At 70.6% G+C, this 11,773-nt stretch carries 10 protein-coding genes; 5 read left to right on the top strand and 5 right to left on the bottom strand.

The features are described from left to right. Positions 1-126 precede the first annotated feature (126 nt). Positions 127-1,356 (top strand): D-alanyl-D-alanine carboxypeptidase family protein, encoded by a 1,230-nt coding sequence (locus FZ983_RS19540; protein ID WP_149225196.1) that lies wholly within the window; start codon positions 127-129, stop codon positions 1,354-1,356. 28 nt (positions 1,357-1,384) lie between these two features. On the opposite strand, the gene FZ983_RS19535 is transcribed toward FZ983_RS19540, so the two are convergent. Next, positions 1,385-3,625, bottom strand: a complete 2,241-nt coding sequence (locus FZ983_RS19535; protein ID WP_149225195.1) for a cache domain-containing protein — start codon at positions 3,623-3,625, stop codon at positions 1,385-1,387. A 292-nt stretch (positions 3,626-3,917) separates the two neighbouring features. Continuing rightward, positions 3,918-4,346, bottom strand: coding sequence for a helix-turn-helix domain-containing protein (locus tag FZ983_RS19530; protein ID WP_247883846.1), 429 nt, complete (start codon positions 4,344-4,346; stop codon positions 3,918-3,920). Between the two features lie 225 nt (positions 4,347-4,571). Here FZ983_RS19530 and FZ983_RS19525 point away from each other — a divergent pair, with 225 nt between their 5' ends. From FZ983_RS19525 to FZ983_RS19515, 3 genes are all read left to right on the top strand, one after another. After that, positions 4,572-5,546, top strand: coding sequence for a hypothetical protein (locus tag FZ983_RS19525; RefSeq protein WP_149225193.1), 975 nt, complete (start codon positions 4,572-4,574; stop codon positions 5,544-5,546). A gap of 104 nt (positions 5,547-5,650) precedes the next feature. Further along, a complete protein-coding gene (locus tag FZ983_RS19520) occupies positions 5,651-7,891 on the top strand; it encodes a heavy metal translocating P-type ATPase (RefSeq protein ID WP_211102957.1) in 2,241 nt (746 codons plus the stop codon). Between the two features lie 40 nt (positions 7,892-7,931). Next, the gene (locus FZ983_RS19515) at positions 7,932-8,423 is read left to right on the top strand and encodes a DUF411 domain-containing protein (RefSeq protein WP_149225192.1); all 492 of its coding nucleotides are present in this window, start codon (positions 7,932-7,934) and stop codon (positions 8,421-8,423) included. Positions 8,424-8,503: 80 nt separating this feature from the next. Here the strand turns inward: FZ983_RS19515 and FZ983_RS19510 are convergent, their stop codons facing one another. Further along, complete coding sequence (locus FZ983_RS19510; RefSeq protein ID WP_149225191.1) at positions 8,504-9,667, bottom strand: acyltransferase; 1,164 nt, start codon at positions 9,665-9,667, stop codon at positions 8,504-8,506. Positions 9,668-9,946: 279 nt separating this feature from the next. On the opposite strand from FZ983_RS19510, the gene FZ983_RS19505 reads away from it, so the two are divergent. Further along, positions 9,947-10,375: a YkvA family protein gene (locus FZ983_RS19505; RefSeq protein WP_247883844.1), complete on the top strand. Its 429-nt coding sequence runs from the start codon at positions 9,947-9,949 to the stop codon at positions 10,373-10,375. Here FZ983_RS19505 and FZ983_RS19500 read toward each other — a convergent pair. Together FZ983_RS19500 and FZ983_RS19495 are read right to left on the bottom strand one after the other, a co-directional pair. Continuing rightward, complete coding sequence (locus FZ983_RS19500) at positions 10,372-10,965, bottom strand: HAD family hydrolase (RefSeq protein WP_149225190.1); 594 nt, start codon at positions 10,963-10,965, stop codon at positions 10,372-10,374. The two genes, FZ983_RS19505 and FZ983_RS19500, sit on opposite strands and share 4 nt — an antisense overlap. Positions 10,966-11,169: 204 nt before the next feature. Further along, the gene (locus FZ983_RS19495) at positions 11,170-11,664 is read right to left on the bottom strand and encodes a hypothetical protein (protein ID WP_149225189.1); all 495 of its coding nucleotides are present in this window, start codon (positions 11,662-11,664) and stop codon (positions 11,170-11,172) included. Positions 11,665-11,773 lie beyond the last annotated feature (109 nt).

Genomic DNA, 11,773 nt, shown 5'->3' with positions numbered 1-11,773 from the left:
CGCCGGGGGACAGCCCCGCTCCACTCCGCCCTGCTCTGCCCGCCCTTTCCACCCCATGGGGGGAAACCACAAAGCCGACAGCGCCCGTGCCGCAGCGGGGCTGCGCCAACCGCCGGACCTGAGACGATGCCCCTGCTCGCCCGTGCTTCGACGCCGCTGCTCTCCCCGACCGCCTTTGCGGTCCTGTCGGCCGCGATCCTGCTGGTTTCGGCCCTGCTGGTCTCGCAGCCGGCCTGGGCCAAGGGCAGCCGCAAGGCGGATTGGGCGCCGGTGGCGGCGGAGATCCTGATGGAGGCGGGCAGCGGCAAGGTCCTGCAGGCGCGCAACGCCGACACCCCGACCTACCCGGCGTCGCTGACCAAGATGATGACGCTGATGCTGACCTTCGAGGCGCTGGACCGCGGCACGCTGCGGCTGAACCAGCGGCTGGTGGTGTCGCAGCATGCCGCCTCGATGCCGCCCTCGCGGCTGTGGCTGGCGCCCGGCAGCACCATCACGGTGGAGCAGGCGATCCTGGCCCTGGTCACCCGCTCCGCCAACGACGTCGCGGTGGTGCTGGCGGAGGCGCTGGGCGGCAGCGAACCGGCCTTCGCCGGCAAGATGACCGCCCATGCCCGCGCGCTCGGCATGCGCCGCACGGTGTTCCGCAACGCGTCCGGCCTGCCCGATCGGCTGCAGCGGACGACGGCGCGCGACATGGCGATCCTGTCCCGCGCGCTGATCCGCCGCCACGCCGGCCACTACGCCTATTTCCAGCGCCGCAGCTTCGACTGGCAGGGCACGACGGTCCATGGCCACAACCGCCTGATGGCGCGCTATCCCGGCATGGACGGCATCAAGACCGGCTACATCGCCGCGTCCGGCTTCAACCTCGCCGCGTCGGCCGTGCGGGACGGGCGCCGCCTGATCGCCGTGGTGATGGGCGGCCACAGCGCCGCCACCCGCGACGACCGCGTCGCCGACCTGCTGGACATCGGCTTCAAGCGCCCGACCAGCCCGGCCAAGCCGGCGCCCGCCACCCCGGATCTGGTGATCACCAGGAAGAGTTCGACGGCCGCCGAACGCAGCACGGCGGTGAGCGTCGCCGTGCCCTCCGCCAAGCCTTCCACCGGGTCCGCCGGCGGACCCTGGTCCATCCAGGTCGGCGCCTTCGCCAGCCGTGCCGCCGCGGCGCGCAGCGCCGGCGACACCGCCAGGCGCCTGGGGGCGCTCGCCGCCGGCGCCAGCCCCGAGATCGTCCGCTCCGGCGGCCTCTACAAGGCCCGGCTGACCGGCTTCCCCGCCGCGAACGCCGCCGCCGCCTGCGCCGCCCTGAAGGCCGGCGGCCATGGCTGCTTCGCGGTGGAGGGGCGCTGATCGGAGCCTCCCGTCCCCTACAGCTCCCCTACAGCACCGCCGTGATGTGCCCGATCAGCGCCGAGGGCGGGATGGGCTTGGACAGGATGCGGATGCCGGGTTCGGCGCCCAGATCCTGCAGCACCGCCTTCTCCGCATAGCCGGTGACGATCAGGACCGGCAGGTCGGGGCGGTGATGGCGGGCGAGGCGGGTCAGATCGGCACCGGTCATGCCGGGCATGGCGAAGTCGGTGACCAGGATGCCGATCCCGTCATCCGCCTCCAGCAGGGCCAGGGCCTCCTCGCCGGTGGCGGCCTCCGTCACCGTCATTCCGGCTTCGGTCAGCACCGCGGCGTTCGCCATGCGGACCAGGGCGTCGTCCTCCACCAGCAGGACGCGGGCGGGGCCGGCCGGCAGGGGCGGCGGTTCGGCGGCGGTGGAAGCGCCATCGGCAGGCGTTCCGGCCGGAGGATGGGCCGGAGAATGAACCGGAGCATGGGGCAGGTACAGGGTGACGGCGGTGCCAAGCCCGAGATGGCTTTCCAGGCGCATGCCGCCGCCGGACTGGGCGGTCAGGCCATGCACCATGCTCAGCCCCAGCCCGCTGCCCTGCCCCACCGGCTTGGTGGTGAAGAAGGGCTCGCAGGCCCGCGCCAGCACGTCCGCCGGCATGCCGGCCCCGCTGTCGCGCACGGTCACGGCGACATAGCCGCCGGGCGCCAGGGCGGGGGAAATCCCCAGGTCCGCCGCCTTGTCGTCTGCCATGTCGTCCGCCACCCTGCGCTCCACCGACAGGCTGGTGACGGCGATGGTCAGGGTGCCGCCCTCCGGCATGGCGTCGCGGGCGTTGATGGCGAGGTTCAGCAGGGCGATGTCGAACTGGTGGGGATCGACCAGGGCCGGCGGCACGGCGGGCGGCATGGCGTCGTCCCGGTCGATGCGGATGCGGATGGCGCCGCCCAGCGTGCGTTCCAGCAGCGCCGCCATTCCCGCCACCTGGGCGCCGAGGTCGACCGGCGCCGGGGCCAGCCGCTGGCGGCGGGCGAAGGCCAGCAGATGCTGGGTCAGGGTGGCGCCGCGGTCGACCGCCTGGGTTGCCACCTGCAGCGCCCGGCGGGTCTCCGTCCCCCGGATCTCGCCGCCGACCTCCAGCAGATGCAGGCCGGAGCGCACCGCCTGCAGCAGGTTGTTGAAGTCGTGGGCGACGCCGCCGGTCAGCTGGCCCAGCGCCTCCATCTTCTGCAGCTGACGGACATGCTCCTCCGCCTCGTCGCGGGCCTCCACCGCCTGCCGGCGTTCGCCGAGCGCGCGGTTGGCGGCCTCGTAGGCGAGGAACTGGCGCGCCATCGCCCACAGCATCAGGGCGAGCGCCACCGCGCTGACCAGACCGGCGGCGGCGATCACCATCGCCGAGCTCTGCCAGCGGGCCAGGATCTCCGCCCGCGTCCGGCTGACCCCGACCACCAGAGGATAGTTGCGCAGCACCTGGAAGGACAGGATGCGGTCCTTGCCGTCGACCGAAAGCGGCGTCTCGTAGGTGCCGGCCTCATGCCGGGCGATCCGCTCGGTGACGCCGGGGCTGGTGGCGATGGTTCCGACCTTGTCCGGCACTGCCGGGAAGCGCGCCAGCAGCATGCCGTCGCGCCACCACAGGCTGAACCCGCTGCCCGGCGTGACATGGAGGCTGCGGTAGAACTGCTCGAAATAGGACAGCCGGATGGCGCCGACCGCCAGCCCCGACAGCCCGCCGTCGGGGCTGTTGACGCGGCGGGCGATGTAGAGCGTCCATTCCCCGGTGGCCAGGCTCTTCGCCGGCCGGCTGACGTAGACCCGACCGGGATCCTTGTCCTTGAGCGCACGGAAATAGTCGCGCTGCGACAGGTCGAGCGCCGGGGCCGGGAACTGGCGGGTGAAGTTGATCAGGCTGCCATCGGCGGCGACCAGGCTCAGCGCCTCCAGCTGCGGCAGGCTGGACGCCTTGGCCTGCAGGATCTCGTAGACCTGCCGGTCTCCCTGCAGTCGTTTGAAAGCTTCGGGGCTGCGCCGGTACTCGGCCGGGATCTGCTCGGCGATCCCGTCGACGGTCAGCGTGATGCCTTCGATGGTGCGCGCCGTCTGCTCGGCCAGCGAGGCGTTGAGCGTGCGCAGGCCCAGCGTGGCCTCCGCCACCGTCTCGTCGTGCAGCCGGTCCAGGATCGCCACGGTGCCGCCGCACAGTGCCGCCAGCACCACCCCGCCGAGCGCCACGATCCGCTGGAGCGGACGGTTGGTCCTCAAAAGCCGCAGCATGACGCCCGCGTCCAATCCGCCTGCACCACCGTTCCCGCACCCCTGTCCCAGCCCTGTTTCCCCGGCCCTTGCCGTCGCCATGGCGATCGATTCCGCCCGCGCCGTCCCTGTGCGGGACCCGGCGCCCTCCTGGCCGGAGGCACGGAAGGTTTCGACACTGCACGGGTCCGACTATAAACACCCCCATCGGCCGGGCAACCGGCTCCAGGTCATAGGGGCCGCCGGATGCTGCGGCGCTTTGCCCCGGCGGCAACCCGATGCCGGCCCCGATGCCAGCCCTCAGTGCCGGCCCTCAGTGCCGCTCATGCAGGCAGTGGGCGTGGTCGGCCAGCACCTCGATCACATGGCAGCTGCGCACCTGGTCCTGGGCGCAGCCCTCCACCATGCGCCGCACCTCGTCGCGCAGGGCCTCCAGCCGGGTGATCCTGGACTCGATCTCGGCCAGATGGGCGCGGGCCAGCACGTCGGCCTCGCGGCAGGGCCCGCCCGGATCGTCGGCCAGGGTCAGGAGCTGGCGGATCGCCTCCACCTCGAAGCCCAGTTCGCGGGCATGGCGGATGAAGCGCAGGCGGCGGACCGACGCCTCGTCGTAGGTGCGCCGGTTGCTGCCGGTGCGCGGCGCCTCCGGCAGCAGGCCGATGCTCTCGTAATAGCGGATGGTCGGAATCTTCACGCCGGTCCGCTTGGCGAGCGCGCCGATGGCCAGGGTAGAGGTGGGCATGGCAGTCATTTCTCCTCAATCCTCCAGTCGCTGGAGATTCTAAGCGCTCTGGGGGGTGCCGGCAACGCCTCCGCCTTTCGGGATGGAGGGCGCCAGGGAGGCCATGGGGGCGGAAAGACCAAGCAACCCCAAGTTTTCAGCCTTTCCATTTCGGCTTGTTCGCACGGTGCACAACGGCTATCACCCTGCCCCTTAGTCTTGGACCCGTTCGGCAGGGGCGTCATCGTGAAGATCCTGTGCGTGATCCCGCATTTCTACCGCCCGAAGGCCGATCATGCCCCCGGGGGAAACAACTCCAGCGACATCAACCGGAAAGCCGAACGCATCGCGGTCCTTGGCGAAACCATCTCCGCCTTCCATCAACTCTATGGAAGCCGGCTGGCCGGGCTCGATCATTGGCGCAAGGTCGCATGGCAGGCCGCATCGCCGCACCGCGCCGAGATCGACGTTCTGGTCTGCACCATCGGTGACGACCATCTGCTGGATTCGTTGAAGATCAGCCCGGTCCTCTACCGGCGGGCAAAGATAAACGACGACTACCCGCCGACCCGCCTTGGGTTCGGCGCCCATATGGTGATGCGGGAATTGGCGGGGCAGTATGACTGGTACTGCTATGTCGAAGACGACATCGTCATGACCGACCCGCTGTTCTTCCGCAAGCGGGCGTTGTTCGATGCGAAATTCGGGCCGGAAGCGCTGCTGCAGCCCAACCGCTTCGAGAACACCTCGCCCTTCGGCTACAAGGTCTATCCGGATTACGTGCTCGGCCGGCCCTGGACGACCGAGCATCAGGACCTGTCCGACCAGCCGGAACTGAGCCTGGATTTCATCGGGGAGCCTGTCCGCTTCGAACGCACCTCCTACCCGGCGGCCGGGAGCTTCTTCCTCAACGCGGCCCAGCTGGAACGCTGGATCTCGCATCCGTCCTTCCTCGACATGGACGAATCCTTCCTGAGCCCGCTCGATTCCGCGGGCATCCTGTCGATCATGAAGACCTTCCGGGTCTACAAGCCGGTCCTGGACCATGGCTCCTTCCTGGAGGTGAAGCACGGCTCGCCCCGCTGGGCGCATGTCGTCGGGTCGGAAATGCACCCCGTCATCACCAGGGACCAACCGTTCACCGGGCTTCCGGAGCATTCGCCCGAGTACGACGAAGCGGATGCCGATGCCGGCGACGCGGGGCCTGCCGCCACCGCCTGACCGTCTGGCCATCCGGCTGCCTTTTTCCGCTTGATCCTCCAGTCGCTGGAGAATTTAGGCTCCCGGGACGCTGCCCACAGCGCGTCACGACGAGGAGCTTGACCATGCATGGAATGGAGGACGGGGTCCGGGCCGGGGACATCGCCTTGCGCACCAGCCGCTACCGGGTGTCCGGCATGGATTGCGGATCCTGCGCCGCCAAGATCGAGACCGCCTTGCGCCGGGTGCCGGGCATCCGGGAGGTGCGGGTGTCGGTGCCGGGCGGAACGGTGACCATCTCGCACGAGGCGGCGCTGGGCGCGGACGCCGTCGTCCGGCCGCTGGCTGCCCTCGGCTATGGCGCCGCCCCCGCCGATCCGGTGGCGGAGGCCGCGGCGCCCGCCTGCGGCGGGGGCTGCTGCGGGCCTGCCCACTCCGATGCCGGCCACTCCCACGCTGCCCATTCCCACTCCCATTCCCACGCCGATCCGGCCAAGGCGCCCTGGTGGCGCGGGCGCAAGGCGGTGCTGACGCTGTCGGCCGGCGCCGCGCTTGGCGCCGCGACGCTTCTCGGCCTGCTGGTGCCGGAGACGGAGGGCTGGGCCTTCCCGCTGGCGCTGATGGTCGGGCTGGTGCCGGTGGCGCGGCGCGCCCTGGCGGCGGCGCGGGCCGGCACGCCCTTCTCGATCGAGACGCTGATGACGGTCGCGGCCGTCGGCGCGCTCGTCATCGGCGCGGTGGAGGAGGCGGCGACGGTCCTGGTCCTCTTCCTGGTCGGCGAATTGCTGGAAGGGGTGGCGGCCGGACGGGCGCGGGCCGGCATCCGCGGCCTGACGGCGCTGGTCCCCGACACGGCCCTGATCGAGCAGGACGGCGCCGCCCCGCAGACCGTTCCCGCCGCCGGGCTGGCGGTCGGCTCCGTCATCCTGGTCCGCCCCGGCGACCGGGTGGCGGCCGACGGGATCGTGCTGTCCGGCAGCAGCGCCGTCGACGAATCCCCCGTCACCGGGGAGAGCGTGCCGAAGCCCAAGGGTGCCGGCGATCCCGTCTTCGCCGGCACCATCAACGCCGACGGTGCGCTGCGCGTCCGCGTCACCGCCGCGGCGCGCGACAACACCATCGCCCGCATCGTCCGGCTGGTGGAGGAGGCGCAGGAGAGCAAGGCCCCGACGGAGCGGCTGATCGACCGCTTCGCCCGCCTCTACACGCCGGGCATCGTCGCGGTGGCGGCCCTGGTCGCCGTGGTGCCGCCGCTGGTTTTGGGGGGCGGCTGGACCGAGTGGATCTACCGTGCCCTGGCGGTCCTGCTGATCGGCTGCCCCTGCGCGCTGGTGATCTCCACCCCGGCGGCCATCGCGGCCGGCCTATCCAACGGCGCCCGGCGCGGCCTGCTGCTGAAGGGCGGCGCGGTGCTGGAGGCGCTCGGCCGCATCACCACCGTCGCCTTCGACAAGACCGGCACCCTGACGGAGGGCAGGCCCCGCGTCACCGACCTGATCCCCTTCAGCGGGAGCGAGGCGGAACTGCTGGCCGACGCCGCGGCGCTGGAGGCCGGGTCGAGCCATCCGCTGGCCCGCGCCATCCTGGCCGCGGCGGCGGAGCGCGACATCGCCCCGCCGGCGGCGGACGAGGTCACCGCGCTTCCCGGCGCCGGGCTGCAGGGCCGGGTCGGGGGGCTTGCGGTGGCGCTGCTGTCGCCGAAGGCCGCCGCCCCGTCGCTGACCGCGGAACAGGCGGAGCGGGTCGCCGCCCTGGCGCAGGCGGGCAAGACGGTCTCGGTCCTGCTGGTGGAGGGCCAGGGCGGCGGACGGGCCGCCGGGCTGATCGCGTTGCGCGACGAACCGCGTGCCGACGCCCGCCAGGGCATCGAGGCGCTGGACCGCGCCGGCATCCGTTCTCTGATGGTGACCGGCGACACCGCCGAGACCGCCGCGGCGGTCGCCGGCATGCTGGGGGTGGAGGCGCATGCCCAGCTGCTGCCGGAGGACAAGCTGCGCATCGTCCGCGACCTTCAGGCCGGCGGGCAGCGGGTGGCGAAGGTCGGCGACGGCATCAACGACGCCCCGGCGCTCGCCGCCGCCGATGTCGGCATCGCGATGGGCGGCGGCACCGACGTGGCGCTGGAGACGGCCGACGCCGCCATCCTGCACGGCCGGGTCGGCGACGTGGCGGCGATGGTGGCGTTGTCACGCCGCACCATGGCCAACATACGGCAAAACATCGCACTGGCCCTGGGCTTGAAGGCGGTGTTCCTGGTGACCACCGTTCTTGGCGTCACCGGGCTGTGGCCGGCGATCCTGGCGGACACCGGCGCCACCGTGCTGGTCACCGCCAATGCCCTGAGGCTTCTGTCCATCCGGTCCTGAACGGATGAGGCAAGACACTGATTTGATTTGGAGAGTTCCGATGAAGATGACGCGGCGGACGATGGTGTGGGGGGCGGCCCAGGGAGCGCTGATGGCCGTCCTGACGCTCGGCCTCGGAGCCGTGGCGCTGCCGGACATGGTCCGCGCCGCCGCCCCCGCCGCCGGTGCGGCGGTCGAGGTCTGGAAGTCCGCGGGCTGCGAATGCTGCGACGGCTGGGTGCGGCACATGCGCGCGGCCGGCTTCGACGTCACGGTCCACACCGTCGACGACATGACGCCGGTGAAGCAGGCCGCCGGGGTGCCGGACGAGCTGGGCTCCTGCCACACCGCGCGGGTCGGCGGCTATGTGTTGGAAGGCCATGTGCCGGCCGCCGACGTGACGCGCCTGCTGACCGAACGGCCCCAGGCCCGCGGGCTGTCGGCGCCCGGCATGCCGCAGGACGCCCCCGGCATGGACATGGGCACCGGCCAGCCCTATCAGGTCGTGCTGTTCGGCGGTGCCGGCGGGCCGCAGGTCTTCGCCCGCCATTGATGCCGGAAGGTCCGGGAAGAGGCGGCGCTCACGCCGCCTTGCCCGTCGCGGTGCTCACGCCGCCTTGATGGTCGCGGCGCTCACGCCGCCTCGGCCACCGGGCTGGCCGGTGCGGCCTTGCGCGAGCGGACCAGCAGGCCGTTGACCATGGCCTGACCCGGCACCTCGATGAAGCGGTAGGTCAGGGCCGACAGGCCGATGACCGCCAGCAGATAGCCGACGCCGACCAGATCCATCATCCAGGCATCGCCGAAGGAGATCAGCCGGTCGGTCTCGCCGCCGATCTGGCGTTCGACGAACAGCGGCCGGCCGAGAGCTCCTTGCGCCACCATCGTGCCCTTCTGCAGCACGGCGATCACCAGGGCATGCACCATGTAGATCGAGTAGGACCAGGCGCCCAGCCGCTGGAAGGGGGAGGTCGCCAGCAGGCGGGAGACCGGCCCGGCTTCGAAGGCGAACACCAGAACCACCAGCCCGAACAGCAGCGGCGCCGCCAGCGATAGGGCGTTGCCTCCCGCAGCCGAGACGAAGGCGACCACCGCCAGCAGCGCTCCCGCCTCGGCCAGCCCGCCGGCAGGGCGGGACATCCGCCTGTCGCCGATCGCCTGATACAGCCGATAGACGAGACAGCCGGTGAAGAAGCCGTACAGGCAGCGGAAATAGCCGTAGTCGATGCTGGTGTCGATGTGGTTGGCGGAGAACCCCGTCACCACGCCGGCGCCGACGGCGGCAAGCGCCACCATCGCCGCGATCAGCATCCTGGTCCGCCGCACGGTCAGGAACAGGATGGCGAAGGTGATGTAGACGAAGAACTCCGCGCTGATCGACCAGCTCGGGATGTTCCAGGTCCACTGGTCCTCCACCCCCAGCGCATGGACCAGCGCCAGGTTGCTGACCAGGGCCGACGGGGCGAAGGCGCCGGTGAAGGCGGCATTTCCCCCCGCCGATCCGGAGAGGGCCTTCACACATTCCAGCGCCACGAATGCCAGCAGCACCGCCGCATGCAGCGGCCAGACCCGGCCGAAACGGCGGACCAGGAAGGATCCGGCCGATGCGGCCCCGCCGATGCGGGCGGAATAGGCGTGGGTGATGACAAAGCCGCTCAAAACAAAGAAGAAATCGACAAAAAGGTAACTGCCGCGCACGAAGTCGAACAGGTGGAAATGATCGAGTGTGTGCAAATGATATAGGGCCACGCATAACGCGCACAGACCGCGCCATCCGTCGAGTACCGGGAACCGCATAGGGAGCCTCCGGGTTTTTGGTCAAAGGCGCTTCTTGGAAAACCTGCTTGTAGGGGCAGCAAAACCTACGACTGATTGCGCATGACCGGAAGGACGCGGGAGGTTTATTCCAAAGGATCGCCGCGCCTACCCAAGGCGGCCGAGATCACGCTCCCCTCTCGTTCGGGTGGTATCGGCTCCGTCGCTGCAGGAGTCGACGGGCCGCCGGGGTTGGGTTAAAGCCTTTCACCCTGCCTGCCGTTCGGCGGATGGGAGGGGCAACAACCGGACATCAGCGGCATGATTTCGAACGCGCAGGCATCGGCAGTGGCACGTGCCAAGATGCGTGCGAAGACATGGGCACGCGGGATCAAGCGTGACGTGCTTGCCGTCTATCTGGCGGCGCGCGACCCGCGGACGCCCCGGCATGTCCGTCTGCTGGCGATGGCGGTTGCCGCCTATGCGCTGAGTCCGATCGACCTGATCCCGGACTTCATCCCGGTGCTGGGCTATCTGGACGATCTGCTGATCGTGCCGCTCGGCATCCTGCTGGTCGTCCGCCTGGTCCCGCCGCAGCTTCTGGCCGAACACCGGGCCGCCGCCGCGGCGCGCCAAGCCGCCCGGCCGGTCAGCGTCGCCGCGGCCGCGGTGATGGTCGCCCTGTGGCTGGCCGCCGCCGTCCTGCTCTGGCTGTGGCTGGCCCCCTGGCTTGAAACGTGGCTTCCTTAGCGGACGGCTTCGACCTCCGCATCGGTCCCGGAGGGTGCCCCGGAGCGTGCAAGGATGCCGGCCACCAGAGCGTCGAGGTCGCCGCCGCGGTAGAGCGTGCCTTCGATCCCTGCCCGCTGCGCCGCCTGGACGTCGGTCTCGCGGTCGCCGATCAGGAAGCTGCCCTGCGGCTCCACCGGCCACTCCGCCATCGCCTGCAGCAGCATCCCCGGTTCCGGCTTGCGGCAGCGACAGTCGGTGCGGTAGGGCGGCTCGCCGTGATCGGGATGGTGCGGGCAGTGGTAGAAGGCGTCGACATGGGCGCCGACGGCGCGCAGTTCCTCCTGCATCCAGCGATGCAGCGTGCGTACATGCTCCTCGCTGTAGAGGCCGCGGGCGACCCCGCCCTGGTTGGTGACGACGAACACCAGGAAGCCGGCATCGTTCAGCCGTCTCACCGCCTCCCTGGCCCCCGGCATCCAGGTGATCTGGTCGGGGCGGTGCGCGAAGCCGATGTCCTCGTTCAGCACGCCGTCGCGGTCGAAGAAGGCGGCCCTGCGGCGGCCGTCGCCGACAGCGGCGCTCTGGGCCGGGGCGAAGTCGTCGGGCATGCGCATCTCCTCGCAAAAACAATCGGTCCGGCGATCCGGCCGGGTCGAAAAGCCGCTGGGTCGGGGGGCTTGTCAACCCGGAAGTCGTCAAGGAACCGGTATCTCCTGTCCGTGGCTCCCGTCCACGGCCTGGGCGATCATCAGAACAGCACAAAACAATATGATATGATTTCATGAAAACATATGAAGTCCATTGCCGCCACGTCAGCTCCGTCCTCCTTCGATCCGGCGCACGCAGTCCAGCAGCAGAACGTCCAGGTTCAAAGGCGCCAGGTCGATGTGGATGATATCGAAGCCGCGGTCGCGCGCCCGAAGCATCAGGTCGTGGTTCGACGCCGCGATGGACAGCAGGACCGGGCGTGCCGTGCCCCGGATCGCCGCCAGCCGGTCGAGAGCGGACGGCCAGGATGTAGCCGCCCTCCGGCGCCCCGCCTCCCCCAGCACGATCAGGTCGGGAACGATCTCCGGGGATGGGATGGTCGTGGGCGCCAGCAAGCCCAGTCCCTCGTCCACCGTACCGGCCGCCACGACCCGCCATCCCAGTGTCTCCAGGTAAAGCCGCAGTCCCTCGCGCAGCAGGGGGTTGCGGTCGGCGACCAACGCCCAGCGCACCCGGCCGTCCGAGCGGGTGGCCGGCCTTGCGGTGGGGGATGACGGCGTATGGTCATCGGTCATTGCGACGGTCATGCAGGAGGTCATGGCGGTGGCTCCGGCTCGGAGGCTCCCGTTTTTGGCGGGGGCTCCCGTGTCATCGACTTTTGAGGAAAATCCCGCCGACGCGCATCCTTCACATGACGGGCGAACCTTC

The sequence above is a fragment of the Azospirillum sp. B21 genome (assembly GCF_008364825.1).
In the GTDB taxonomy this organism is placed as follows: Bacteria; Pseudomonadota; Alphaproteobacteria; order Azospirillales; family Azospirillaceae; genus Azospirillum.
Note: the sequence above shows the minus strand (reverse complement) of the source record. Positions and strands in the feature narration are given on the sequence as shown.